Raw genomic sequence first — 25,333 nt, 5'->3', positions numbered from 1 at the left:
GGTTTAGGAATACAAATTATAAGTGCGTTTCTTATACTTTTAATTATGGGGGAGAGCAAATGAACGAGTTATTGGAGAAAACAGCAAGATTCGAGCATCGATTTTGGCTGCAAATCTTAGGAGACCATTCCAGGTTCATCTTTGAGTCTTTAGCCCCGGTTGAAGTGGAAAACATTGAGATTGCCTCAGAATTCATTCAAGTTTTTGATACTCTCCTTGGTAAAGCCAATTCGGAAGAGATTTCGCAACTTACTGCCATGGCTGAAGAAGAGACATTAAGATTTCGGGAGTTTAAGCTATGCCTTATAAAAGAGCATCTGGTAGGTAAAATTAAAATACATCTTTCACCTTCATTCATTAATCATATGGTGAACGAATTAGAAGAATATTTAAGGTTATTGAAATACTTCAATTCCAATCAAATGCCGCCGGTTTTTCATGAACTTCATCATCATTTGATTTGGCTGTTAGATGCATCAGGGCATGCAGGTGCAATATCATCCAATATGGACGAAGTTGAAAAAAGATTAAAAGAGAAAAGTGACCAATATAAAAAACATTTTAATGATTTTTATTTAAAAGCTGTTGAAATGGCTGGATTTTTACGAACCAATCTGTCAACATTCCCAGCATTGGAAAAAATGAATGCGGATGTTGAATTGGAAATTAAATTCTTTCAGCACTTTCTGCTTGAATTGGAGGAGCTTGACCTCAATGCGCAGGCTCTTGGAACGCTTTCGCCATTAATGGCAGATCATATGTGGCGTGAGGAATGTTATTATTTAACGAAACTCGCTGAATCGACAAACACAGAAAAACCAAACTGCGATCCAACGAAACCTAGGCTAGTGGATTAAAAGTATACATCGGGCCCTTTCTATAAAATGGGCTCTTTTAACTCCAAATCAGTAGGATATGTATAACTTTTTCGAAGAAGCGATCTGTCATTAAGTCTTTTAAGCTTTTTCCATATCGTTAATACGTTTTTCTTGGTTGGTTACCATTAAGGGATGTTATTTATAAAGGAAGTTAATTCCTATCCTTATGTTATACTAAAAGAACTAAAATTAATTATAGAAGTATAGGAGTGCTGAAAGATGTTTGGAAATACTTCCAATTTGACAGATGGCATTTATTTTGGAGAATCGTTACCACAACAAATCGCTAAACACATTTTAAAAAAAATCATTGAAGGTGAAATAGAAGCTGGAGAGAAAATCGTAGAAGAAGACATTTCCAAAGAATTGAATACGAGCCGTGCACCAGTACGCGAAGCCCTTTATCTATTACAGGTTGACGGTATTGTTGAGAGAATACCGAGGAGGGGAACGATCGTCAAGCCATTTTCACAAAAGGAAATCGTTGAGTATAATGATGTTACGATTGGGCTGATCCAAATGGGGATTGAATTTTCCCAAGGGCATTGGCACGAAGAAAATAAGCAATCATTACGAAAGCATTTGGAAAGTGCAACCGATGCGTGTGAAAAAAGTAATGTAATCGAGTATCAAAAAAGGGCAACACAGATATTTCGATATATTTTTTCAATCGCTAAAAACAAGGCTTTATCAAGATTTTTTGAAGAGGCCAGTCATATCCTCATGGTTTTTGCCCAAAGTCAATGGAGTATTGAAACAATGGAAAATTTCCATTTTAGTTTAAAAATGTCCATTGAGGCCATTCTCGAAGACGATTTCATTAAAGCAAAAAGTGAAATTCATGAAGCCTTGAATCGTGGAGTGATGTAGAGTCTTTGACTCTAAAACTAAATTGTCGACAATCGACAAAAATAATGCTATGATGTAACCGTATTCAAGAAAGAATATTTTCACCAAGATCATAGGGAGAAAGGGAGAATATTATGCAAGCATTTGATTTTACAGAAAAAGTAGCAATTGTTACCGGTGGCGGCGGGGGTATCGGCCGGGCAGCGTCTATTACACTTTCAGAAAATGGAGCCAAAGTGGTTGTTGTAGACCTTTCCGAAGAAGCCGGCATGTTAACGGTAAATGCAATCAAAGAAAAAGGCGGCGAAGCGAAATTCGTTAAAGCCGATGTTACTAAGGAAGACGATATAAAAACTTATGTTCAAAAAACGATAGATTCTTATGGGAAAATAGATATTTTCCTGAATAATGCAGGGTGGGAAGGCAAAATAATGCCGCTTGTCGATTATCCTACTGAGGTTTTCGATCAGTTAATGTCAATAAATGTACGCGGCATTTTCTTGGGCTTGAAACATGTATTGCCCCATATGATTGAACAAAAAAGCGGGGCAGTCGTGAATACAGCTTCTGGAGCTGGTTTACTGGCAACGCCAAACATGGTGGCGTATGGCGCAAGTAAACATGCGGTTCTTGGAATCACGAAAACAGCTGGTGTCGAAGTTGCTCCGCATGGTGTACGGGTGAATGCCGTCTGCCCAGGTGTCGTCAACACGGCCATGATGCGGTCGATTGAAAGCGGATTTGGCCAAGGTGATTCCGCAGCAGCTGAAACGGCTAGAAAACAGTTGGAAGCAACGACTCCGGATGGCCGGTATGCTGAGCCGCAGGAAATTGCAAATCTAATGATGTACTTAGTATCCGATCTTTCCAGCCACATTACGGGGCAAGAACTTGTAATCGACGGCGGGGCCATTTTAATCTGATAAGCAACAAACTTTGTTATAGGGGGACGAATATATGAGTTTAAAAGGAAAGGTCATAATAATTACAGGGGCAGGCAGCGGAATTGGAAAGGAAACGGCATATAAATTAGCTGAACAGGGAGCTATTGTCGTAGCGGCTGATTATAATGATGTTGCCGCTAAAGAAACGGCTGAATCTATTCAACAAAAGGGGGGCACGTCTTCTTTTGTGAAAGTGGATGTAGCTAAAGCGGAAGAAGTGGAAGCGATGGTCGAAGCTGCAATTGCCAATCATGGCACCATCAATGGCATTTTCAACAACGCTGGAATTGGACTAGTAAAACCATTTTTAGAGATGGACCCAGAGTCTTACCACAGAGTAGTTGATGTTGACCAACACGGTGTTTATTATGGCATGTATTATGCAGCAAGGAAGATGGTGGAGCTTGGTGTTTCAGGCGCAACGATCGTTAATACAGCCTCAATATATGGGACGATGGTTTCAATTGGCAGCTTTAATTACCATGCTGCTAAAGCTGCAGTCATCGCCATGACTAAATCTGGAGCAATTGAACTAGCGCAATATGGGATTCGTGTTGTCGGTGTGGCACCAGGTTTTATCGAAACACCGATCATTGGTGAAGATCAAGAGTTCCTGGACAGTTTGGCACAACTTCATATGAGGAAAAAATTGATTCAGCCAGAAAAAGTTGCTGAAGTTGTAACGTTCTTGTTCTCTGAAAAAGCGGATGCCATTAATGGACAAGTCATTCCTGTTGATGATGGATTCTTAAGCTTTAAGGGGTAATCGGTATAATCAAATAGATTTTCGAGATAACTTAAAAAGGGAGTTTTGACATATGAGCAAACGATTCGATGGCAAAGTTGTAATCATTACTGGGGCAGGATCAGGTTTAGGACAAGCTGCCGCATTGGAAATGGCTAAAGAAGGGGCTAAACTTTCATTAGTTGATTTAAACGAAGCATCTTTGGAAGTGACAAAAAAATTAATCTTAGAAATTGCACCAAATTCGGACGTGCTTCTGGTCACCGCAGATGTATCGGATGAAGAAGCAGTAAAGAACTATGTAGACCAAACAGTCAGCAAATATGGTAGAGTCGATGGATTTTATAATAATGCGGGTATCGAAGGTAAACAGGCGCCTATGGCAGAATACGATAGCAACGTTTTCAACAAAGTAACGGACATCAATATCAATGGGGTATTCTATGGGATGAAATACATTCTGCCGATCATGAAAGAACAAGGATCAGGGGCAGTGGTGAACGTGGCTTCTGTAGGTGGAATTCGTGCTGTGCTTAACCAAAGTGCGTACGTTGCAAGTAAACATGCTGTAGCAGGCTTAACAAAAACAGCTGCCATAGAATATGGTCAATATGGAATCAGCATAAATGCCATTGCACCAGGAGTAATCTTAACAGCGATGGTAGAAGGTTCATTCAGGCAAATAGGCGGAGAGAATTGGGAAGAAGCAATGGCGGATTTCGTCAGTGTGAATCCTAAGAAACGCTTCGGTAAACCTGAAGAAGTCGGCCGTTTAGTAGCCTTCCTATTATCAGGGGAATCAGAGTTCATCAATGGGGTAGTCATTCCGATTGATGGCGGACAATCTTCACAATACTAATTGAGCAAAGGGAGTGACAGTATTAGGTCACTCCCTTTTTATTGGTTTCCTTTATAGTTAATGACCAAACGTATTCACGGAAAAAACGAAGACTTTCTGGGTTTTCGTTTTTTTGCATATTTAAAAATCAGTTCATATGAAACTATATACGAACATTAGAATAGGATCAATAAGCTCATAACAGATGAACTAATAAAAAACGCCATAAAGGCGCTTAACAGATATTCAAGAAACCAATCGTCACTTTTCTTTATCGTGAAGCTTATCTTCATATTCAGTTTCCAACATACCATACAGACCATTCATTTCCTGTTCATCAGGATCTGCCCCAAACTCGTTTCTATATTTTTTCTTTTTATCATCAAGGATTTCTTCTTTATCAATCTTCTTATCCATACATATCACCTCCAACCAATAGGGTGTCTCATTGTCCGGATAAATATACGTGGGTGAGCTTAGGTGCATTAGGGTTTGACACTAAGGTCAGAAATTGAAGATTGCTTACTAATTTCATTAAGTAATATCTCATTTTATTGAACTATTAATTGGTTTTCTAAATAGTTATTACTCTTACTATTTGTTAAGATATAAATATATAAATATATAACTTAGAGATAACGGAGAGAGAATGTGAAGAAGAAACGTAAGAAATCAAAGAATGTTTTTGTCATTTTTATCCTGATTTTTTCATTTTTGCTCATAAAGGAGATCATGAAAACCCCCTATTCCGAAAATGTTTCCACATCAGTAAATACGCTTGATTCTTTTGCGAACGTAAAAAAGTATAGTTCACTTCTACGAGCCGAGTTGGCTAAATACGGACTTGAGGAGCATACTTCGACATTGATTGCTTTGATGCAGCAGGAAAGCCGAGGACGGGGCGGTGACCCAATGCAGGCATCTGAGTCAGCGGGTCTTGATCCAAATACAATCACAGATCCAACGGAAAGCATTAAGTATGGGGTGAAACATTTTAAGAGGATCAATGAATATGGCAATGAAAGGGGCGTGGATTTTGCCACGATCATTCAAGCCTATAACATGGGAATTGGTTATATTGATTTCGTTGCGAATGAAGGGGGCAAGCATAATGAAGAGCTTGCGAAGAAATTCTCCATGCTGCAGGTCGAAAAAAACCCCACGCTCTATGATTGCGGCGGGGACAAAGGTAATTTTCGATATCCATATTGCTACGGTGACTACACATACAGTGCGAAGGTATCTAAGAACATTGGAGAGCTTGCCGACAGTATATCGGCTCAAGCTGATGGTGAATGAGGGAGAACGACTGGCCTACTGAATGAAGTAGGCTTTTTGTTCATGGTATGGTTTCGCTGTTGTGGAGTTCAAAGAATCAAAACCAGTGTCATTTGTTGTTTAACCATGGAAGGAGGTCTTTATGTTTATAGAGTTTCTCGGATTCTGAAATGATTTGTGAAAGAAGAATCTCATTGGAATTAAGTAAAGAGTTCAGGGCTTGTTTAACATAACCATCCTCAAATTGCTCTAATGGCACAGGTAACTCTTCCTCGTCTAAAATAAAATGTGACCCACCCGGAGGCACTAAGATATCAATGATCAAATCCTCAAAGGATACCAACGTATCCTCCATATATGTATTTCTTACAATATTAAAATAGGATCCTAAATAATTCCCTTCGTTATCTCTCCAAATGTATAAATTATAAGGACGGTCTTTCCAATAATAAGCAATCGTATAACTGCCTATAGGAATGGTTAATTTGGTGGGACCCGCTTTCATCGTGAAGGAATCCGTGATTTCATGAAAAAGGACGACATGTTGATTGTTTGCGTTTAACAGCAAACAGTTATGTTCTACAACTAAGGAGTCATAGCGGATTTTTCTTTCTATTATTTCATCGCCACGTTGATATGCTGGTGTAAATATATTGTCCATCGTTTATATTTCTCCCTTAAAAACAATCTCTATCATCTATACCATTATACTTTAGAAATTCTTTCTTTTCTAATAGGGGTATCTCCACATGCCCATCAAGCTAAGGTGAATTTGTATCATCATAACGAAAAAAACGCTATTTTTTTTGTGGAAAAATACAGGAAGGATGGCGATTTCTATGAGTTTTTCTGTTTCAAACGAAATGAATCTCTTTTCTCAAGAACTTCAAAACTACTTATCTCCATCTTCTCTACAACAATTAGCTAAAGAAGTTGGTTTTGTTCAACGTACAAGTTAATATCAAGCACAAGAATTAATTGCTTTATGTGTATGGCTTAGTCAACAGGTCGCGAGTACACCACTCACACAATTGTGTAGCCGTCTCGAAGCATCTACAGGTGTCCTCATGAGCCCTGAAGGGCTTAATCAACGATTTAGTGGTTCAGCCGTACAGTTTCTTCTACAAGTTTTAGCTAATCTTCTAACGCAAAGAATTCATTCAACACAAGAAATACTTCATCCATACTCCACGACTTTTAAACGTATCGGATCCTAGATTCTACAACATTTCAACTTCCAGATAAGTTTGCTTCACATTATCAAGGTTCTGGCGGAAGTAGCCATACCGCAGGTGTTAAAATCCAACTTGAATATGACTTATTGAGTGGGAAGTTCCTCCACATTTATGTAGGAGAAGGGAGAGAAAATGATAAAACCTTCGGTTCCACAAGTCTACTAACCATTCAACCGAAGACTTATACATAAGGGATTTAGGGTATTTCGACTTACACAACTTACACGTTTGAAGTTGAATTCTCGTATATATCGTAAGAATGATGAACCAGAGTTTTTTCGGAATGGGACTGTGAAGAAAGGTACTCTCTTTATTCAGTTAGACACGGAAGAGCTTATGAATAATTACGACCTGGTCAAACACTTGAAATTTCAGAAGCATACATTGGGCTGTATCAAAAACTACCCGCCCGAGTGATTATTCATCGATTAACTGAGGTACAAACAGAGAAAGATTGAAAGAACAAGCAAAAAAAGAAAAGAAGAAGGGCATTACCTATAAAGACTGAAGCAAACGATTAAGTGGAATGAACGTATATATTACAAATCTTTCTTTAGAAGACGTTCCAACGGAACATATTCATGAACTGTATTCGTTACGTTGGCAGATTGAAATTCTATTTAAGACATGGAAATCTTTCTTTCAAATTGACAAGTGCAAAGAGATTAAGAGGGAACGCTTAGAGTGTCACTTGTATGGGCAACTTATTAGCATTTTACTCTGTTCATCTACGATGTTTAGAATGCGTCAGTTACTTTTAGATAAGAAAAAGAAGGAGTTAAGTGAATATAAAGCCATCTATATGATAAAAGACTATTATTTATTGTTTTATCAAGGATTACAAAAGGACGCCAAAGAATTATCAAAAATTTTTCTACGTCTGTTTCACCTTTTGGAGAAAAACGGACGGAAATGTCATCGTTATAAAACGGTCTTTGATATCTTAGGTATGGTGTATGATTGTACGTCACAAAAACTTAAAGCTGCCTAATATTTTTTTGAAAAACCGATGGTTTTTTTTGTCATGCGTATTTTTAGTGTTACCATAGCACACACTTTTATATTATCTCTTGCGTGCTTAGCTTGATGGCGATGGGGTATCGCCAGGAAAATGCGGACTTACAACTTTAAGGAAATGTAAATATCAAAACCTAATTTCACACCTGCAGTACCGAGTAACTAAGCTTTAGGTTACTTCAAAATCGTACACTTCTCTGGAATAAACACAACTTACAAGATAATTGTTTCTTGGAACCTACCCTATATACGCCTGCTTTAAAGTTTTAATGTCGATTTTCTTCATTTGGAGCAGCGCTTTCATAACTCTTTCCGATTTTTCAGGATTGGAGTCGTTTACCATCTCGGTTAGATTAGCAGGGACTATTTGCCATGACACACCAAATCGATCTTTCAGCCAACCGCAAACTTGCGCCTTTTCGTCTCCGCCTTTGGAGAGTTTTTCCCAATAATAATCCACATCTTCTTGATCCTCGCAATTGATGATAAATGATATTGCCTCGGTAAATTTATATTGCGGACCGCCATTTAATGCTACGAATGCTTGTCCTTCCAGTTCAAATTCCACGGTCATTACTGATCCCTCTGGCATCCCGTGGATTTGATTTCCTTCATTTCCATACCGAGTAATCCTTCCTATCTTAGAATTTTTGAAGATGGAAGTGTAGAACTTCGCCGACTCTTCAGCTTGTGTATCGAACCACAAGTTGGTTGTGATTTTTTGAATTTTGTTTTTCATTATTTCTCCTTTTCGATTTACATATTTAGCAAGTTTTTGATAACTATAACCCTTCTGCTATTGGGTGTATCAGGAAAATGCCGATTTTTCAATTAGATTAAATATCTAGAATGAACCTGCTACTATAAACCATTTATCATGAACCAAGAAAATTTTGTAAGGATTAGGGTGAATTCATAGGTCGTTTTGTGTATTCATTTTTATTAACCCATCATTTAACCCCTTAATTTTAATGACCTATATAGAGCCCCATCTCTAAGGGTTAACGAAAAATTATTTCCCTATGCTAGTTACAATATCTTTGCCTCATGGGTGAAAGAAATACAAAAGGATATAGAAACTTTTCACCAGTGAAAAGTTTCTATATCCCAGTTTCTTTCTCAGCTCTCGAAGTTAAATTGCCATTGGATTCCGAATTTATCGGTTAACTGACCGTACATTTTACTCCAGAATGTTTCTTGTAGCTCTAGACCAACCGTGCCGCCTTCACTTAGTTTGTTAAAGATCGATTTAATATCATCCAAATCATTACCGACATATGCCAGGCTGATATTGTTTCCTTCTACAAAAGGCATACCAGGGAAAGTATCTGAAAACATGATATTGCTTCCATTAATAGTTAGCCTTGTATGCATGACTAAATCTTTCGCTTCTTCTGGAAGGGTAAATTCCGGATTAGGCGGTGTTTCCCCGAAGGTCATGATATTTGGTTGTTCCTCCCCAAAAACCTCTGCGTAGAACTCTACTGCTTCTCGACAATTCCCATTAAAATTAAGGTATGCATCAACTGACATTTGTCTCACTCCTATTTTTTTATTCATGGCTCCAAGTTTAATACATATGGCATGATTACCTGACGAAAAATTCCGGTGGTTCAATTCCGAGCGCTCTAAGATAGATATAACCCTGTCCCCTATGATGGATCTCATTTTCCAAAGCATATTGAAGTCTATCAAAGTGGCTTTGTGAGGGACCGAAAAAAGGATCCTTTTCAACCACTCCAAGTCTTTCCTCGGTCATTTCCTCCCACAGTTTCCTAGTATCATCCCTTACTGCTTCGCATGCAGATACTAGTTCCTCTTTTGTAGAAATTCCAGCAAACGAATCTGGATACTCCCAAACACCAAGTGCAATTCCACGCATATATCCAATCTCAATGTTCATGATTTCTTTAACCATCTCTGCGAAAGGGCGAAGCTTCCCGACCGGTGTATAATGAAACAAATCCTCTTCAGGGAAAGCTTCAACCACCCGCAACGTCAAGCTCCTGTTGCCTTCCAATATATTTAACAAACCCTCTTTTGATAGAACCACCATTTCACTCTCCTTTGAGAAATACTCTGTATAGAAGTTCTGTGAAAAATCTAAAAGTCCTGCAAATTTCTGTATATAAAGATTGCATAGCTTTTTTTATCTACCGATGTAGACTTATAATTAACACTTAGATAATTAATAAAGGGGAAATGTCATATGTTCGGTTCCTTAAATAGAACAAAATTAATAAAAAATGATTTAAAAGGCATTGCGAAATTAATCAAAAGATACTTGGGATCAAGAGAACCTAACAAAGAGAAATTTAGATTTCACTATTGAAAGCATTCGCTATATAGATGCTTATACGAAAAGATTAAGTACTACTCAAATGGACAGTGAACTTTTAAAGCAGCATTTTGATAATTTTGTGAATAGGATAGGTTCTTATATTACTGAAGTTATAAGAAGGCATATAAATCTAGATTATAAATGGTATGAATATGATTCTGTATATCATTTTTCTTCTACACTTGATGGGGTGCATAGGGGCATTAAATCAGAGACGGTTCTTTACTCCAAAAAGAGAGATAGAGTTATCATACCATTAACTGTGGTCGCACAATATCTGGATGGGAATTCGACACATACAGATTTCTTGGATTATGTAGAAGAAATAATTAAGCAAAATTCGTAAGAGATAACTGCTTTTCTTAAGCAATTGTGCAGGTCCAAAAACTTCCCTGAAAATTCAATTTTGGTAAATATTGATTAAATCTTTCATTTATAATACGATTTAATCAGTTATATATTTCCAACCAACATGATGCTTATACATAAATGATTCAAATAATAACGGAACCAGCAGAAAGGGAGAGAAGCAAATGATTAATAAAGTCGGTCAAATTATGTTATATGTAAATAACCAAGACGAGTCATTGAAATTTTGGACGGAAAAATTCGGTTTTAGCGTAATTTCTGAAGAAGATAATGGCCAAGGGCTAAGATGGATTGAAATAGCCCCAACAAAGGAAGCAGAAACGAGTATCATCCTGCATAATAAGGAATTCATTGCTAAAATGCAGCCTGAATTAAATCTTAATACACCTTCGTTAATGTTTTACTCGGATAATCTTGATGAATTATATAAAGACTTTTCAGAGAAGAATATCAAAGTGGGGGAGCTTGTAAATATGCCATCTGGAAGAGTCTTCAATTTTGCTGATAATGAAGAGAATTACTTTGCGGTCATGGAAAAGAAATAATTCCTTTGGCTAAAGATTAAAAAACATCAAAACAATTGTTTTGATGTTTTTTGATTAAACTGAGACACTTATGAAACTATTCAGTCAGCAGGCCTTGGCCCAGCAGGAATTCCAGAGTTTTCTACCGTCTTGATCGGCCGAATGGTTATGTCTCCATTCACGTAAATTTGACAAGATAAACGCAAATGATCTTCCATTCCTTTTTCCTCAAAGATCTCTTTTTCTTTATGTGTGACCTCCAAAAAATCTCCTGCCAATATTTCAACTCTGCAAGTTGTACATTTAGCCTTCCCGCCGCATCGGTGGAGAATGTTTATACCGCTATCTTCCAATGCTAATACTAATTTTTTTCCCATTTCAACTTCAAACGTTCCTTGGTCAAATACTGTTACATTAGGCACCTAATACCACCTCTTATTATAGGATATCTTTCAACAGGTCATTAATATATCTATTCTCTTACCTTGTCCATATGACATAAAAAAATGTAAAGTCATTACTGAATTGATAGTAAAGATGAATAATTAATTATCGTGAAGACAAACTTTAAGTACATTCATAATTATAAATTTAACAAGGCATAAATAAAACTAGGGAAAATAAGAGTGGTCTTTTAGAAGCCAATATTGAAAAAAAGAGAGTGAAATAATAAAAGGGAGGTGCATGCCTGTGAATAATGGCCATTGTGATTTTTCACCAATGAAACAAATGTTAAAAGAGGATTTACGCCAAGTAATATCGGCATTACAGGATAACTTAGATGCAATGGGTGATGAAAATTATTGTCTTCTTGGAAATTTCGAGAAAATAAAGGATAAATTTATATACATCGATATGAAAGCAGCAACATTTTATTTAAACTGTTATTTGTCACCGTTTACAGACAAATATCCAGAATTATCAATTTGTGTACAAAATTTGTCGAATTTGAGACATGGCGGGTTGATTGTGATTCAACGGGGAGATTCTCTTGATTCATTGATTCAACCCGGTATTTCAATAGGAGCGGAGTTAACCCATTCTTTATTGGAATCAATTTTTTTCCCTGGAAATCCACTGCATGATGGTGCCGTTTTAGTCAGTCAAAATCAGATTGTTTCCGCAGCAAATGTCCTCCCGCTTTCAGACAGATCAACAGGGGGAAAAAAACTTGGAACACGCCACCGCTCTGCATTAGGTTTATCTGAACGAAGTGATGCCCTTGTATTGGTAGTATCAGAGGAAACAGGAAGAGTTTCATTTGCGTTAAATGGGAATCTATACCCAATTAATACTCATGGGCCTATATAGAATTTTTGAGACAATTAAATCACATGGTGATAATAATGTTGTAGGTAATTCCCCCTGGAAAAATCATCATTGAGCAATTTTTAAAGGAAAACGTAAAAGTTAGCTTCCATTTTTATCAATTTTGTAATTCAAAAGCTTATTTTTCTCAGAATTACAGATACAGAACAGGTCATGAATTAATGAACCCGGTGATTTTTACCGGGTTTTTGGTTGCTTTTTATATAAAAAAAGGCATATGATAAATAGGGAGTCTCAATCAGAAAAGTTTAAAAACGAAAGAGGATTTTACATGATAACCATTAAAAGTGAACGAGAAATAAATTTGATGCATGAAGCGGGCAAACTTCTTGCTGCGACGCATAGAGAAATCGCAAAAATGATAAAACCGGGCATCACGACTTGGGAAATCGAAGAATTTGTCGATAAGTACTTGGCAGAGCATGGTGCTACACCTGAACAAAAGGGCTATAATGGCTACAAATATGCAACGTGTGCATCCGTGAATGATGTAATATGTCACGGCTTTCCGCAAAAGATAGCCCTGAAAGAGGGAGACATCGTTACGATTGATATGGTGGTGAACCTTAACGGCGGTTTGGCGGATTCAGCTTGGACATACGCAGTCGGTGAAGTTTCCGATGAAGCTCAACGTTTAATGGATGTAACCAAGAATGCTTTATATAGAGGCATCGAAGTTGCAAGGGCAGGAAATCGTCTTGGGGACATCGGGCATGCAATCCAGTCATATGCAGAAGGTGAAAAGTTTTCTGTTGTTCGCGATTTTACAGGACACGGAATCGGTAAAACCATGCACGAGGACCCAACCGTCCTGCATTATGGTAAGCCAGGTAAAGGTGCCCGTCTAAAAGAGGGTATGGTCATCACGATCGAGCCAATGTTGAATGCAGGAACATGGCATATGAAAATGGACCAAGACGGCTGGACGGCGAGAACGGCAGATGGAAAGCTTTCCGCCCAATATGAACATACCCTCGTCATAACAAAAGAAGATCCGATCATTTTAACGGAACAGTAAACAAAAAGAAGAAACGGCCTTATCATGGGCCGTTTCTTCTTTTATTTTAAACTATTTCAAGATAAACCTCGACAGAATATTCTGGATTCACCAGTCCCACAATAGATTCAATTCGAAAAATTAGTACTAGGCATTTAGGCATTAAAAACTTTACTATTATGTGGCAGCACAGGATAATAAGGGGAAGGAAGAAATTATTAATAATATGTTATATAAACAGTACATAAAGGGGGTTTTGACAGTGAAGAAAGGGGAGAAACTGTCTGCAACGGTTGAAACGGTTGGGTTAAGCCAGCGGGAATTTTTAACGATTTTCTTACTTCACTCTTTGAGAATAAAAGCGAATTATCCAAGGGCGATTCATCAGGACCTAAAAAATACGTTCTCAGGAAAAGTGCATAGCTATGACTATTTATGTAAAATATCCAATACGCTAGTCGAATCCAACCATCTATCATTATATACGAATAAGGGAAGAAATTATTATCAAATTACTGAAAAAGGCAAAGAGCTTTACATATGGTACCAAGAAAATTTCCTGGAACGGTTTTCCGAAGTTAAGAAGGTCATTGATCGCTTCATGTTCGATTTAAGGGGTTCTGGTGAAAACCCACCTGTCCTTAATGAGCTTCCTGAAGAATACAGGTCGTATTTCTCGAAAATAATATCGGTAAAGGACCTTGTCCGTTATGTAACTTTAAAAGCCGCTTTCACTAAGAAGCCCATTTACATGGGGGAAATTGGCGATCTGCTTAAAAATCAGTTCGGTTGGATCGCTTCAAACGGCTATTTATACGATTTATCTCATGAAATGGAAGAGAACGGCCTTCTTGTCGGCAGGTGGGAAAGTGAAAAACGAACTAAAAGGTATTTACGAATCACCGATGAAGGACAGCATCATTACAAACAGATTGCGGATTCTGCCGCCTTTCAAGTCCAGGAAATCCAAAAATACATGGCAAGTGTCGTAATGTTCTTAAAAGAAAAGAGTTAAATGAATTTAAGAAATGGAGCCCCTAATTTTGCAAGGAGAATGAAGTTACAGGCTTAAATTGAATCGTTCGAGGGTAAATGTTCCTTAAAACACTTCATAACAAGGGGGAATGAGTGATGGTGGAAAAACACGATGAAATGGGAAGCATATTTCGTTTCATTAAAGGCCAGGTAGATAAGCTGCCCATTTCACAAGTGAAAAAGAATAAAATGCTCGACCAGCTCTTAAAGCTTAAAACGATGACAGTAGATGCAAGGGAACCGCGAATTGCTCTTGTCGGAAGGCGTGGTTCCGGCAAATCGTCACTGATCAATGCGATGTTTGGTCAGGAACGGCAATATGTCAGTTCCGTTAAATCTGGAACGGGTAAGGGAAAATGGCTATGGTACCCGAATGATTCCGTGCCCAAAATTCGTTTGCTGGACTCACGCGGGCTGGGTGAGAGTGAAGCTCCTACGGAAGAGTTTGAAGAAGAAACACCCATGGGTGAGTTGATAAAAGCGGTAACCGAAGAACAGCCTGATGTGTTTCTTTTCTTGATTAAAGCAAAAGAAACGGATTCACGGATTGAAGAAGATTTACAAGAATTGAATAAGCTGCGTAAGATCGTTAAAGAGAACCACCATTATGATGTACCCGTCATCTGTGTGGTCACCCAAGTGGATGAATTAGATCCGCCACATTATAAACAAGTACCTTTTGATGCCAACCCTAAGAAAAAACAGAATATTGATGAAGCCATCGCTTTGATGTCAAAACGATTTAAAGAGAGTGAAATACCACTTTTGAACATCATTCCTATTTGTTCGTATATAGATTTTGATGAAAGCGGAAATATTGAATATGATATGCGTTGGAACATTGATTTGCTTTCTGATTACTTGATCGAGGCCTTACCCAGTGAAGCGAAGCTGAAGACCGCCAAAGCGATGCAGAGCCAATTCGTTAAGAAGAAATTCGCGCGGACGATAGTGGGAACGTTTACGGCAATCGCAGGTTTAGTCGGTGCAGAACCAATTCCTTTTGCCGATTTTCCCATTTTGACCGGCATTCAAGGTTTGATGATTGTGGTGATTGGGTTTATCGCGGATAAAGAAATCAATATAAAAACGGCAAGTGAATTCATTGCAGCATTAGGGATCAATGTTGGAATCGGTCTCCTTGTCAGGGAAGGTGTCAGGGCTGCAGTCCGTTTCATCCCAGGAGCTGGTCTAGCCGTTTCCGGTGCGGTGGCGGGCGCCGTCACATATGGAATCGGGCAAGCAGCGATAGCCTACTTTCTCGAAAACAAAGATATTGATCAGGCGAAGGAAGCTTACAAGAACGCGAACAAAGATTATAAAAATGAAGACATTGACTCTTAATGGGCAGATTCAAACCATAAACTACACTATGGTGATATGATAAAGTGGAGTTCGCAGTTCTGTTTCTGCTGCTGGATGGTTCAGGATTTTGTTTACTACAGGAGGGATGATCTTCATGTCATTTTTTCAATCACAGAAGCAAAAAGAATATATACAAAAATTAGAGGAAGCGATCCAGTCCTTTTCCGGCCGATCTGAAGCACTTGATAATTCAAAGGGATTTCCTTTTGAAAACATTCAGGAGTTAAAAGAATTCGGATATCCCCAATTAACGTTAGCAAAAGAGGATGGAGGATACGGCGGTTCCTTATATGATTTTCTCCTATGCCAAGAAAAAATTGCTCAATATTGCGGCTCAACAGCCTTAGGAATAGGCTGGCATGTCGGAACGGTCCTATCCTTAACGGAGAAGAGACCATGGGAAAAAGGAGTCATGAATGAATTGTTTGATAAAGTGTCGAAAGGCGCTCTCATCAACACGGCAGCATCTGAAGCTGGAACGGGCAGCCCGACGCGCGGAGGCCTTCCTGAAACGATCGCTATCAAAAAGGGTCGAAAATGGTATTTGAATGGCAGAAAGACTTTTACTACACTCTCTCCCGTCCTTGATATTTTTCTAGTAACGGCATGGGTTCCCGAGGATGAGCGGCTAGGCACCTTTTTAGTTCATCGTGATGTAATTGGGGTAAGTATAGAAGAAACTTGGGATATGATTTCCATGCAGGGAACGGGAAGTCATGATTTGGTGTTAAATGACGTCAGCCTGCCTGAAAAGTATTATGTCATGAAAAGCAATCCTGGTGAAAAAAGAAAACCTGAAGCGTGGCTATTACATATACCGGCTTGCTACTTGGGAATCGCAGTGGCTGCAAGAAATTACGCAGTCGAATTTGCGAAAACCTATTCTCCCAATAGCTTACCAGGACCAATCAGGGACCTTCCGAATGTTCAACGGACAATTGGGGAGATGGAACTGGAATTGGGCGAAGCACACCATTTCCTCTACTCTGTCGCAGAAAAATGGGTGCGGCACCCTGAAGATCATGATGAATTATCGAAGCAATTGGGTGCTGTTAAGTTATCAGTCGTCAACAAATCGATTTCCATCGTCGATAAAGCGATGAGAGTCGTCGGAGCCAAAAGTTTACAACGAAATAATCCCCTGCAACGTTATTATAGGGATGTACGCGCAGGACTTCATAATCCTCCGATGGATGATGCGACAATCACCATGCTCGCAAAGTCAGCTCTTTATTAAGTTCGTATTCGGATATTTTTTTGATGGCACTGAAATGACTTCGTCGTTTCAGTGTTTTTTCCAGTATTATATTGTGTTTTCGTTTCAAGTACAGTTTTTAGGAGGGGGCTAGTACCTATTAGGTGTAGCCTTTTTTTGGTACGACTTCTGGAGTGTGGGGGAAATTGGAACAAAACATTTATGAAGTTAAGGTTGGAAAAACCAGGTATTTAACTTGGGGGCAAACAAACATCTGAACAAGTTAAAAAGATTCAAATGCAAAATAAAAAGAGTCAGGAAAAATACTATGAATCTATTCAAAGGGAAGGTGCCCTGCCAGCCAAACATTAGTTAAAGCTAAAAGTGATTAGAAGTAAGCTTTTTTTATGCCCCAAAAAGCATATAATGCATTTACCCATAGGATAATTTTACATATAACGGCCAATAAATTTGTTGGGGATTTATTCCTAGCAATGATACTCTGAAAAATAAAGAAACTAGTAGTTTAAATGAAATGTAATCTAGATACTTAACAATTCCTTGAAAATTTTTAAGGTACTAAAAAAAACCACAACAACAAAATATGTAGAAATTAAGAAGATTACATAAAATTGAATTTAATTTTAAGATGAACTATAGATATATCAATTTATGGAGGATGTTTCTGATTATGAGTATTTTGTCATTTATGCACATATTCTGCATAATTTTGTAATGATAATGTAAATTTAGGAAAATATGTGTGTCACTTAAGGATGATAGAATTATAAAAAAGAGAATTTATTCGGGGGAAATAGCAAATGAAAAAAATAATAGCTTCAGCTGTAGTGACGGGATTGTTACTATCAAATCCGTTGGTTAGTAATGCTGCATTAGGAGATCGTACGTTAAAAAGTGGAATGACTCATACCGAAGTAAAAAAATTACAAGGGGTTTTAAAGGACAAAGGGTACTTCACTAATAAAAACACCACGACATATTTTGGGACAATCACTAAAAGTTCAGTAGTTAAATTTCAAAAAAGCAAAGGCTTGAAAGCTGACGGTATTGCAGGTCCGAATACATTTAAGGCTTTGGGGATTACGAAACGAACTGCGCAAACGGCAAACGGCAATTCATCTACAAACCTGGTAAATAACGCTAAAAAATATTTGGGTGTGCGCTATGTATGGGGAGGGAGTACGCCTAAAGGTTTTGATTGCAGCGGATTTTTAAAATATGTTTTCGGTAAAAGTACCGATGTGACTTTGCCTAGAACTGTTGCAGAAATATATAAGAAGGGGAAAAAGGTTTCTTCGCCAAAAGTTGGTGATCTTGTGTTTTTTGAAACCTATAAACCTGGCGCTTCTCATGCGGGCATTTATATCGGAGGGAACCAATTCATTCATAGTTCCTCCTCCAAAGGTGTAAGTATTACTTCGATGAATAATAGCTATTGGTCAAAAAGATATTTAGGTGCAAAATCATATAATTGATTGGGTGACTTTTAACTCTTATGACATCTAAGGCCAGTTCTTTTTTCAAAGGACTGGCTTTTTTTCATTCATCTACAAATAGGTTTATATCGAGAAGCCCTATGATGATGATGGACACTCCTGCACATTTTTGTATGGCTTTCCTTTTTTATTAAGGAAGCTTCTGCTCCAAAATGCCAAATTAATGGATCTACTTTTGCTTTTGCATAGGAAATCATCCAAGAGTTATAAAAAAAACTATGTCCACTAACTATTTTTTAAGTATAAATAAAAAGGGCTTTACATACTATAGGGGGGTATAGTATTATTTCGTTAAAGGAGTTGAGGAGATTTGTCAATGAATTCAGATAATATTGCTGAAATCGATTCATGTTGCTCATCAGAAAGTGAAAGGAAAAGTCATCATTCAGATAATGTGAAAAATAATTTAGTAACAAGATTAAATCGAGTGGAAGGACAAATCCGAGGAATAAAAGGGTTAATTGAAAAAGATACGTACTGTGACGATGTAATTACACAAATAGCTGCGACCCAATCAGCTTTAAATAGTGTTGCCCGTATTTTATTGGAGGGTCATTTGAAAAGCTGTGTTCTTGAAAGAATTCAAGCGGGAGATACAGAGGTTTTAGATGAGGTACTGGTTACATTTCAAAAATTAATGAAAAAATAGAAGGGGATTGAGTTAGTATGGAAAAAAACACTTTAAATGTAAAGGGTATGTCTTGTGGACATTGCATTAAAGCGATTGAAGGCAGTGTAGGGAAATTATCTGGAGTTAACTCTGTGAAAGTAAACTTGGATTCAGGAACTGTTGAAGTGGAGTTTAATCCCAATGACGTAACCCTTGATTCTATTAAGGAAACAATTGACGACCAAGGGTATGATGTACAATAACATGAATAAAGAACGTGTTGATTAAAGCACGATTTCTTTCTGAAATTCATATACTATACCAGGGTATGGTTTTTGTTTATAAAATAGATCATCTAACATAAATTAAGGAGGACAAAAAAATGGAGAATGTAAAATTATCAGTGAAAGGAATGTCATGCGGGCATTGTATTAATTCAATTGAGGGGAACGTAGGAAAAATGAAGGGCGTTCAGTTTGTAAAGGTTCACTTAAATGAAGGAAAAGTAGATGTATCATTTGATTCGAAAGTAGTTTCTTTAAAGGGGATTACTGACATTATAGAGGACCAAGGTTATGATGTAGAGCTGAGTAAATGACCTAAAGATCAAATTCGTCACTAAGGAATTGAAAAAACGTGCTGACTCGTCCCGGCACGTTTTCTTCCCTGGAAAATATACCCCACTGTAGTATGTGGTGATAGGAGTGTAAGGTTATGAGCGATAAAAAAGAAACAACACTTCAAATAGCTGGCATGACGTGTGCTGCCTGTGCAGTGAGAATAGAAAAAGGTCTCAAAAAAATAGATGGAGTAGAGGATGCAAGCGTAAATTTTGCTTTAGAAAAATCAAAAGTAACATTTGATCCATCCAAATCAAATGTTAATCAACTTAAAGATAAAGTCGAATCCTTAGGGTATAAAGTGGTTAGTGAAAAAGCTGAATTTGATATATCTGGTATGACATGCGCAGCATGTGCTAACAGGATTGAAAAACGTTTAAACAAGTTAGATGGGGTACAAAATGCAACTGTAAACTTCGCATTAGAATCAGCCCTTGTAGAATATAATCCTGATGAAGTCTCGGTCCCAGATATGAAGGGTGCCATTAAGAAATTGGGTTATCGTTTAGAACAAAAGCAAGAAACTACAGGCGAAAAGGTTGATCATAGACAGAAGGAAATTGAGAAACAAACAGGAAAATTCATATTCTCTTCTATTTTGTCCATCCCTTTACTTTGGGCGATGGTCAGTCATTTTGAATTTACATCTTTTATTTGGCTACCAGAGATGTTCATGAATCCATGGGTCCAACTCGCACTTGCGACTCCTGTTCAATTTTTAGTTGGAGGTCAATTTTATGTAGGTGCCTATAAGGCATTAAGGAATAAAAGTGCAAACATGGATGTTTTAGTTGCACTTGGCACCTCTGCAGCTTATTTTTACAGTATTTACTTGAGTATTTTATCAATAGGCTCCGATGAACATATGGTGGAGTTATATTTTGAAACAAGTGCAGTGTTAATTACTCTCATTATATTAGGTAAGTTATTTGAAGCAAAAGCAAAAGGGCGTTCATCAGAAGCCATTAAAAAACTTATGGGTTTGCAAGCCAAAACAGCCACAGTTTTAAGAGATGGTCAAGAAATGAATTTACCTATCGAAGATGTAATGGCTGGAGATATCGTTTATGTTAAACCAGGTGAAAAAGTACCCGTAGACGGAGAAATATTTGAAGGGAGATCTGCCTTAGATGAGTCAATGATTACAGGTGAAAGTATTCCTGTTGATAAAACAGTAGGAGATTTAGTAATTGGCTCAACAATTAACAAAAACGGGTTTCTGAAGGTTAAGGCAACAAAGGTAGGAAAAGAAACTGCCTTAGCTCAAATCATCAAAGTAGTCGAAGAAGCACAAGGATCAAAAGCGCCTATTCAACGCTTAGCCGATGTCATCTCAGGAATATTTGTCCCTATTGTAGTGGGTATAGCGATTATTACATTTCTTGTGTGGTACTTTTTTGTAAGTCCGGGAGAGTTTGCAGTAGCTCTTGAAAAGTTAATTGCCGTATTAGTTATCGCCTGTCCATGTGCTCTAGGCCTAGCTACCCCAACGTCAATTATGGCAGGGTCAGGCCGAGCAGCTGAATATGGGATTTTGTTTAAAGGCGGTGAGCATCTTGAAACCACTCATCGATTGGATACAGTGATCCTTGATAAAACGGGAACTGTAACAAATGGAAAACCAACACTTACAGATGTTATTCTCTCAAATGGGTTTGAAGAAAAGGGATTTTTAAAGTTAGTCGGTGCTGCAGAGAGAAGTTCTGAACATCCGTTAGCTGAGGCAATTGTTGAGGGGATTAAAGAAAAAGGTATTGAACTAGGCAGCTCAGAACACTTCGAAGCCATTCCTGGTTTTGGAATCGAATCTATAGTTGAAACCAAATCCTTGCTTATCGGAACGCGCCGGCTTATGGAGAAAAATAACATTGATGTTGGGAACATATTACCTAAGATGGAAAACTTAGAAAAGCAAGGTAAGACCGCAATGCTAGTTTCAATTGATCATCAATTTGCCGGTGTGATTGCTGTTGCAGATACAATTAAAGATACTTCTCAAAAAGCGATTGAAAGGTTAAAAAATATGGGTCTTGAGATTGTTATGATTACGGGAGATAACAAGCAGACAGCTCAAGCAATTGCAAATGAAGTCGGAATTGACCATGTTATAGCAGAAGTCCTGCCTGAAGGAAAGGCAGAGGAAGTTAAAAAGCTTCAAAAAGATGGAAAGATAGTGGCAATGGTCGGTGATGGAATTAACGATGCCCCAGCGTTAGCTACTGCTGATATTGGCATGGCAATCGGTACAGGTACGGATGTAGCAATGGAGGCTGCTGATATTACCTTAATCAGAGGAGACTTAAATAGTATTGCCGATGCCATCTTTATGAGTAAAATGACGATTCGAAATATCAAGCAAAATTTATTTTGGGCCTTTGCTTATAATGCTATAGGAGTTCCAATTGCAGCACTAGGATTTCTGGCACCGTGGCTTGCAGGAGTAGCCATGGCATTCAGTTCAGTTTCAGTTGTTTTAAACGCACTCAGATTACAAAGGATTAAGTTAAAAGGATAAACTATCTATTTAAAAGAGAGGGTTTTTTCATGAAACGAAAAAACATGTTGACCTGGGCGGTTTCAGCCATTGTGTATCTTGGATTAGTAATTGGCGGATATTCCGTATATGCAAGCTTGAACAGTAATGACGATCACACGGATAACCATGCGGCAAAAACAAATGGTAACGAGGAAAAAGAATCTATTAATGAGCAAGCACATAATGGTAATCATACAAACCAAAAAAGTGATGGTAAGGATTCAGGACATTCAGACCATGTAGCTCATTCAAAAAGTGAATTGGTCACAAACGTAAAGTATGAAGAAGGCTTAATAACCATTGATGTTAAGGATAAAGATCAACATTCACCTAAATTAGAAATATCACATGAAAAGATTATGCATGTAATTATTGTAAGTGCCGACTTAGAAGATTATTACCATCTACATCCTGTGAAAAAAGGAAATGGCATGTATACTCAGAAATTCGCCCTACCTGAAAACTCTTATAAAGTGTTTATCGATATTAAACCAAAAAACCTTGCCTATCAGATAAGTCCGATAGAACTGCAGGTAGGTAAAGGTCATGGTGAACATGAGGAAAACTCACTAAAGGTTGATACAAACTTAACAAAAACAATCAATGAAAAGACAGTTGAATTAACAACTACAGAGCCAGGAATAAACAAAGATGTAACGTTAAGCTTTGATACGAAAGGGATTACTCCAGAGCCCTATCTGGGGGCTTTAGGACATGTTGTTATTTTGGATGATAAGGGTGAGAAATTTGTTCATGTGCACCCTACATCAAAAGAAAAGACACAATTTGAAACAAAATTTGATAAGCCTGGAATCTACAAAGTGTGGGGAGAATTTAAATTTGATGGCAAAGTAGGTAGCTATCCATTTGTTATAGAGGTCAAGTAAAAAGGAAAAATCAAAGGGGAATTTTTATGAACTTAGATGGGATTAGCAAACATCTATTAATTTGCAATGGGAAAACATGCACGAAAAATGGAGCAGAAGAAGTAACAGAGACCATTAGAGGAGAATTGAAAAGCTTAGATCTGCAAAAGGAGATTCACACAACAAAAACATTATGTAACGGCCAATGCAAGCATGGTCCGATCGCTGTTCTATATCCACAAGGAACCTGGTATAAAGAAATGAATAAAACAAAAAGTGAAGAGCTTATACGTCAATTGAAAGAAGAAAGAAATATTAATTTAGGCTCTGAACTTTACTACCATGATGGGAAAACATTTAAGAACCATGAAAGTGAATAAACTGTAACATCTTATTTCTATATCTAAAAAGGCGTTTCTATACATGGCGATTTTATGGAAGGAAATTTGCGATATTCAATAATCTACGGGTTAAGAAAAATTTTTATGGACTGATCATTTTTACCGATCAATCAATATTTCTCAATAGGGTTTACTTCGCCCCATCCAATACTAGAAAATTGTTCTCTCGGAAAAACTGGAAGTTTTGGAAAAGGCATCAGCTTCTATGTCAGAAGTATCGGAGTGTCATTGTTTAACAGGTGAGTATGATTAACGTAAAGTTCGGAAGGAATTACCTATATGGAAAGAAAATACCCGTTCGTAAAAAGACACTTTTACGAACGGGTATTTTTTTATAACATTAACCCAATTTCTTACCTGGATGGCGGAATAGAAACCTTTTAATTCCCACATCATAATTTTACTAGCTTATCATTCTCTATCTTGTTATGATTTATATACCTGTCTAAATCTTCGAAAAATATCGAAAGTTCGGTGTAAAAATGAATCTGATGACAAAAGATTTACTGATTAACTTTTTAATTATCCTTTTTCCGATCTTTTTATTGCAAATGAGTTATCTTGTGAAGTACGTATATCGTTTAGATGCATTAAAAGGATCGTTCTTATCCATTTTCCCTATTCTTTCACTTGTTCTATGTATGCTGTTTCCAGTGATCATAGAAGAGGATTTTGTTTGGGATCTTCGATGGATCCCTTTTCTTTTAGGCGGTTTATATGGAGGCTACCGGTTAGGGTTCCTATTAATAGTCATCACTCTTCTTATTCGCTATTTAACAGGGGGGGAAAATGGATTTTATATATCATGCATCACTTTTCCACTAATTGGTGTTTCCCTGTTTTTTATATCTAAATACTATCTAAAAATGTCTGTCAGTAAAAAAATCTTAATCGGTATATTATTAATCTTTATTGTTCACATTCTCACACAGTTTATTTCAACAGAAGTATTTGAACTTACTATTGGTATAAGCCTATGGAAGCAATACTTCACGATCCAAGTCATAGGAATCGTTGTTGTAATCTTACTATGGGAAGTCATCCTCACTAATTTTCAGGTTCTCGAAAAATTAGTGAAAGCGGAAAAATTGCAGATCGTTAGTCATCTGGCTGCTAGCATATCTCATGAAGTCAGAAATCCCCTTACGGTTACAAGGGGATATATTCAAATGTTAAGCGAAGACGTGTCTTCCCATACAAAGGTCAAATATGCAAATATTGCACTGGAGGAATTAGATCGGGCCACGGATGTCATTAATGATTATTTGACGTTTGCTGCCATAAGCCCTGATAACACAGAACGATTAAGTGTATCCGAGGAAATTCAGCATGTCGTGAACAGCATAAAACCCTTGGCTACCAGTAATGGAATAGAATTGAAGTTGTCCCTATTCGAAGATGGAGCTTATTATATCAAGGGGGAAAGGAAGAAATTCCAGCAGTGCCTGTTCAATATCTTAAAGAATGGGATAGAATCGATGGACCATGATGGCGAAATATACGTACATTTAATTCGTGCTGCCTCCACCATCCAAATTAAGATCCAAGATCAGGGAATTGGAATGTCACAGGAACAAATATACCGTTTAGGTGAGCCTTACTTCACGACAAAAAATAAAGGAACTGGATTAGGCATGATGGTTTCATATAGCGTTATCAAAAGCATGGATGGAACGGTACATGTGTCAAGTGTACAAGGGAAAGGGACATGTTTCTCTATTAACCTGCCCATACATAGATACGAGCCTATTTGAGTTTAGTGTAAATTGACAGTTTTTGAACTCATAGATTACAATTCAAGTAAACTACCAATTATTATGAAATGATTCAATGACGCATTTGAT

At 37.6% G+C, this 25,333-nt stretch carries 26 protein-coding genes and 2 pseudogenes; 22 read left to right on the top strand and 6 right to left on the bottom strand.

Going from position 1 to position 25,333, the window contains the following annotated elements:
- Positions 1-59: 59 nt before the first annotated feature.
- From Q8G36_RS12100 to Q8G36_RS12080, 5 genes are all read left to right on the top strand, one after another.
- Positions 60-857 (top strand): DUF2935 domain-containing protein, encoded by a 798-nt coding sequence (locus Q8G36_RS12100; protein WP_305160405.1) that lies wholly within the window; start codon positions 60-62, stop codon positions 855-857.
- A gap of 240 nt (positions 858-1,097) precedes the next feature.
- Positions 1,098-1,748: a GntR family transcriptional regulator gene (locus Q8G36_RS12095; RefSeq protein WP_305160404.1), complete on the top strand. Its 651-nt coding sequence runs from the start codon at positions 1,098-1,100 to the stop codon at positions 1,746-1,748.
- 113 nt (positions 1,749-1,861) lie between these two features.
- Positions 1,862-2,650: an SDR family NAD(P)-dependent oxidoreductase gene (locus Q8G36_RS12090; RefSeq protein ID WP_305160403.1), complete on the top strand. Its 789-nt coding sequence runs from the start codon at positions 1,862-1,864 to the stop codon at positions 2,648-2,650.
- Between the two features lie 34 nt (positions 2,651-2,684).
- Positions 2,685-3,437, top strand: a complete 753-nt coding sequence (locus tag Q8G36_RS12085; protein ID WP_305160402.1) for an SDR family NAD(P)-dependent oxidoreductase — start codon at positions 2,685-2,687, stop codon at positions 3,435-3,437.
- Between the two features lie 52 nt (positions 3,438-3,489).
- Positions 3,490-4,275, top strand: coding sequence for a glucose 1-dehydrogenase (locus tag Q8G36_RS12080; RefSeq protein WP_305160401.1), 786 nt, complete (start codon positions 3,490-3,492; stop codon positions 4,273-4,275).
- A 240-nt stretch (positions 4,276-4,515) separates the two neighbouring features.
- On the opposite strand, the gene Q8G36_RS12075 is transcribed toward Q8G36_RS12080, so the two are convergent.
- Positions 4,516-4,671, bottom strand: a complete 156-nt coding sequence (locus tag Q8G36_RS12075) for a DUF4021 domain-containing protein (protein ID WP_305160400.1) — start codon at positions 4,669-4,671, stop codon at positions 4,516-4,518.
- A 234-nt stretch (positions 4,672-4,905) separates the two neighbouring features.
- On the opposite strand from Q8G36_RS12075, the gene Q8G36_RS12070 reads away from it, so the two are divergent.
- Positions 4,906-5,553 (top strand): lysozyme family protein, encoded by a 648-nt coding sequence (locus Q8G36_RS12070; protein ID WP_305160399.1) that lies wholly within the window; start codon positions 4,906-4,908, stop codon positions 5,551-5,553.
- An 88-nt stretch (positions 5,554-5,641) separates the two neighbouring features.
- On the opposite strand, the gene Q8G36_RS12065 is transcribed toward Q8G36_RS12070, so the two are convergent.
- On the bottom strand, positions 5,642-6,193 hold the full coding sequence (locus Q8G36_RS12065; protein ID WP_305160398.1) for a DUF402 domain-containing protein: 552 nt from the start codon (positions 6,191-6,193) through the stop codon (positions 5,642-5,644).
- A 178-nt stretch (positions 6,194-6,371) separates the two neighbouring features.
- Here Q8G36_RS12065 and Q8G36_RS12060 point away from each other — a divergent pair.
- Positions 6,372-7,758, top strand: a pseudogene (locus Q8G36_RS12060) (IS4 family transposase).
- A gap of 264 nt (positions 7,759-8,022) precedes the next feature.
- On the opposite strand, the gene Q8G36_RS12055 reads toward Q8G36_RS12060, so the two are convergent.
- The 3 genes from Q8G36_RS12055 to Q8G36_RS12045 form a co-directional block, all read right to left on the bottom strand.
- A complete protein-coding gene (locus Q8G36_RS12055) occupies positions 8,023-8,523 on the bottom strand; it encodes a VOC family protein (protein ID WP_305160397.1) in 501 nt (166 codons plus the stop codon).
- A 380-nt stretch (positions 8,524-8,903) separates the two neighbouring features.
- Positions 8,904-9,317 (bottom strand): VOC family protein, encoded by a 414-nt coding sequence (locus Q8G36_RS12050; protein WP_305160396.1) that lies wholly within the window; start codon positions 9,315-9,317, stop codon positions 8,904-8,906.
- Between the two features lie 55 nt (positions 9,318-9,372).
- Positions 9,373-9,840 (bottom strand): DinB family protein, encoded by a 468-nt coding sequence (locus Q8G36_RS12045; RefSeq protein ID WP_305160395.1) that lies wholly within the window; start codon positions 9,838-9,840, stop codon positions 9,373-9,375.
- A gap of 818 nt (positions 9,841-10,658) precedes the next feature.
- Here Q8G36_RS12045 and Q8G36_RS12040 point away from each other — a divergent pair.
- A complete protein-coding gene (locus tag Q8G36_RS12040) occupies positions 10,659-11,039 on the top strand; it encodes a VOC family protein (protein WP_305160394.1) in 381 nt (126 codons plus the stop codon).
- 80 nt (positions 11,040-11,119) lie between these two features.
- Here Q8G36_RS12040 and Q8G36_RS12035 read toward each other — a convergent pair whose 3' ends face one another.
- Entirely contained in the window at positions 11,120-11,440 is a 321-nt protein-coding gene (locus Q8G36_RS12035; RefSeq protein ID WP_305160393.1) for a 2Fe-2S iron-sulfur cluster-binding protein, read from the bottom strand.
- A gap of 262 nt (positions 11,441-11,702) precedes the next feature.
- Between Q8G36_RS12035 and cdaS the strand changes: the two genes are divergently transcribed.
- The 14 genes and pseudogenes from cdaS (at position 11,703) to Q8G36_RS11965 (ending at position 25,243) form a co-directional block, all read left to right on the top strand.
- Positions 11,703-12,329, top strand: a complete 627-nt coding sequence (cdaS, locus tag Q8G36_RS12030; RefSeq protein ID WP_370694052.1) for a sporulation-specific diadenylate cyclase CdaS — start codon at positions 11,703-11,705, stop codon at positions 12,327-12,329.
- Between the two features lie 289 nt (positions 12,330-12,618).
- Entirely contained in the window at positions 12,619-13,365 is a 747-nt protein-coding gene (map, locus tag Q8G36_RS12025) for a type I methionyl aminopeptidase (protein ID WP_305160391.1), read from the top strand.
- A gap of 241 nt (positions 13,366-13,606) precedes the next feature.
- Entirely contained in the window at positions 13,607-14,359 is a 753-nt protein-coding gene (locus Q8G36_RS12020; RefSeq protein ID WP_305160390.1) for a helix-turn-helix transcriptional regulator, read from the top strand.
- A 116-nt stretch (positions 14,360-14,475) separates the two neighbouring features.
- The gene (locus Q8G36_RS12015) at positions 14,476-15,723 is read left to right on the top strand and encodes a GTPase family protein (RefSeq protein ID WP_305160388.1); all 1,248 of its coding nucleotides are present in this window, start codon (positions 14,476-14,478) and stop codon (positions 15,721-15,723) included.
- 115 nt (positions 15,724-15,838) lie between these two features.
- The gene (locus Q8G36_RS12010; RefSeq protein WP_305160387.1) at positions 15,839-16,981 is read left to right on the top strand and encodes an acyl-CoA dehydrogenase family protein; all 1,143 of its coding nucleotides are present in this window, start codon (positions 15,839-15,841) and stop codon (positions 16,979-16,981) included.
- Positions 16,982-17,760: 779 nt separating this feature from the next.
- Complete coding sequence (locus Q8G36_RS12005) at positions 17,761-18,435, top strand: NlpC/P60 family protein (protein ID WP_305160386.1); 675 nt, start codon at positions 17,761-17,763, stop codon at positions 18,433-18,435.
- Between the two features lie 337 nt (positions 18,436-18,772).
- Entirely contained in the window at positions 18,773-19,105 is a 333-nt protein-coding gene (locus Q8G36_RS12000) for a metal-sensitive transcriptional regulator (RefSeq protein ID WP_305160385.1), read from the top strand.
- A 17-nt stretch (positions 19,106-19,122) separates the two neighbouring features.
- Positions 19,123-19,329, top strand: coding sequence for a copper chaperone CopZ (gene copZ, locus Q8G36_RS11995; RefSeq protein ID WP_289315987.1), 207 nt, complete (start codon positions 19,123-19,125; stop codon positions 19,327-19,329).
- Positions 19,330-19,448: 119 nt separating this feature from the next.
- A complete protein-coding gene (gene copZ / locus Q8G36_RS11990) occupies positions 19,449-19,664 on the top strand; it encodes a copper chaperone CopZ (protein ID WP_305160384.1) in 216 nt (71 codons plus the stop codon).
- A 116-nt stretch (positions 19,665-19,780) separates the two neighbouring features.
- Positions 19,781-22,201: a heavy metal translocating P-type ATPase gene (locus tag Q8G36_RS11985; protein ID WP_305160383.1), complete on the top strand. Its 2,421-nt coding sequence runs from the start codon at positions 19,781-19,783 to the stop codon at positions 22,199-22,201.
- Positions 22,202-22,230: 29 nt separating this feature from the next.
- Positions 22,231-23,109, top strand: a complete 879-nt coding sequence (locus tag Q8G36_RS11980; RefSeq protein ID WP_305160382.1) for a hypothetical protein — start codon at positions 22,231-22,233, stop codon at positions 23,107-23,109.
- Between the two features lie 26 nt (positions 23,110-23,135).
- Entirely contained in the window at positions 23,136-23,468 is a 333-nt protein-coding gene (locus Q8G36_RS11975; protein WP_305160381.1) for a (2Fe-2S) ferredoxin domain-containing protein, read from the top strand.
- Between the two features lie 190 nt (positions 23,469-23,658).
- Positions 23,659-23,739: pseudogene (locus tag Q8G36_RS11970) on the top strand (Lrp/AsnC family transcriptional regulator); the annotation flags it as partial.
- A gap of 313 nt (positions 23,740-24,052) precedes the next feature.
- A complete protein-coding gene (locus Q8G36_RS11965) occupies positions 24,053-25,243 on the top strand; it encodes a sensor histidine kinase (RefSeq protein WP_305160380.1) in 1,191 nt (396 codons plus the stop codon).
- Positions 25,244-25,333: the final 90 nt, after the last annotated feature.

Source organism: Peribacillus frigoritolerans (assembly GCF_030676415.1).
GTDB lineage: Bacteria > Bacillota > Bacilli > Bacillales > DSM-1321 > Peribacillus > Peribacillus frigoritolerans_A.
This window is presented reverse-complemented; position numbering and strand designations above follow the sequence as displayed.

Excerpts from the sequence above, each read along its gene's own strand:
- Q8G36_RS12100 (WP_305160405.1), top strand. The coding sequence starts at position 60 with ATGAACGAGTTATTGGAGAAAACAGCAAGATTCGAGCATCGATTTTGG.
- Q8G36_RS12095 (WP_305160404.1), top strand. The coding sequence starts at position 1,098 with ATGTTTGGAAATACTTCCAATTTGACAGATGGCATTTATTTTGGAGAA.
- Q8G36_RS12090 (WP_305160403.1), top strand. The coding sequence starts at position 1,862 with ATGCAAGCATTTGATTTTACAGAAAAAGTAGCAATTGTTACCGGTGGC.
- Q8G36_RS12085 (WP_305160402.1), top strand. The coding sequence starts at position 2,685 with ATGAGTTTAAAAGGAAAGGTCATAATAATTACAGGGGCAGGCAGCGGA.
- Q8G36_RS12080 (WP_305160401.1), top strand. The coding sequence starts at position 3,490 with ATGAGCAAACGATTCGATGGCAAAGTTGTAATCATTACTGGGGCAGGA.
- Q8G36_RS12075 (WP_305160400.1), bottom strand. The coding sequence starts at position 4,671 with ATGGATAAGAAGATTGATAAAGAAGAAATCCTTGATGATAAAAAGAAA.
- Q8G36_RS12065 (WP_305160398.1), bottom strand. The coding sequence starts at position 6,193 with ATGGACAATATATTTACACCAGCATATCAACGTGGCGATGAAATAATA.
- Q8G36_RS12055 (WP_305160397.1), bottom strand. The coding sequence starts at position 8,523 with ATGAAAAACAAAATTCAAAAAATCACAACCAACTTGTGGTTCGATACA.
- Q8G36_RS12050 (WP_305160396.1), bottom strand. The coding sequence starts at position 9,317 with ATGTCAGTTGATGCATACCTTAATTTTAATGGGAATTGTCGAGAAGCA.
- Q8G36_RS12045 (WP_305160395.1), bottom strand. The coding sequence starts at position 9,840 with ATGGTGGTTCTATCAAAAGAGGGTTTGTTAAATATATTGGAAGGCAAC.
- Q8G36_RS12040 (WP_305160394.1), top strand. The coding sequence starts at position 10,659 with ATGATTAATAAAGTCGGTCAAATTATGTTATATGTAAATAACCAAGAC.
- cdaS (WP_370694052.1), top strand. The coding sequence starts at position 11,703 with ATGCCTGTGAATAATGGCCATTGTGATTTTTCACCAATGAAACAAATG.
- map (WP_305160391.1), top strand. The coding sequence starts at position 12,619 with ATGATAACCATTAAAAGTGAACGAGAAATAAATTTGATGCATGAAGCG.
- Q8G36_RS12015 (WP_305160388.1), top strand. The coding sequence starts at position 14,476 with ATGGTGGAAAAACACGATGAAATGGGAAGCATATTTCGTTTCATTAAA.
- Q8G36_RS12010 (WP_305160387.1), top strand. The coding sequence starts at position 15,839 with ATGTCATTTTTTCAATCACAGAAGCAAAAAGAATATATACAAAAATTA.
- Q8G36_RS12005 (WP_305160386.1), top strand. The coding sequence starts at position 17,761 with ATGAAAAAAATAATAGCTTCAGCTGTAGTGACGGGATTGTTACTATCA.
- Q8G36_RS12000 (WP_305160385.1), top strand. The coding sequence starts at position 18,773 with ATGAATTCAGATAATATTGCTGAAATCGATTCATGTTGCTCATCAGAA.
- copZ (WP_289315987.1), top strand. The coding sequence starts at position 19,123 with ATGGAAAAAAACACTTTAAATGTAAAGGGTATGTCTTGTGGACATTGC.
- copZ (WP_305160384.1), top strand. The coding sequence starts at position 19,449 with ATGGAGAATGTAAAATTATCAGTGAAAGGAATGTCATGCGGGCATTGT.
- Q8G36_RS11985 (WP_305160383.1), top strand. The coding sequence starts at position 19,781 with ATGAGCGATAAAAAAGAAACAACACTTCAAATAGCTGGCATGACGTGT.
- Q8G36_RS11980 (WP_305160382.1), top strand. The coding sequence starts at position 22,231 with ATGAAACGAAAAAACATGTTGACCTGGGCGGTTTCAGCCATTGTGTAT.
- Q8G36_RS11975 (WP_305160381.1), top strand. The coding sequence starts at position 23,136 with ATGAACTTAGATGGGATTAGCAAACATCTATTAATTTGCAATGGGAAA.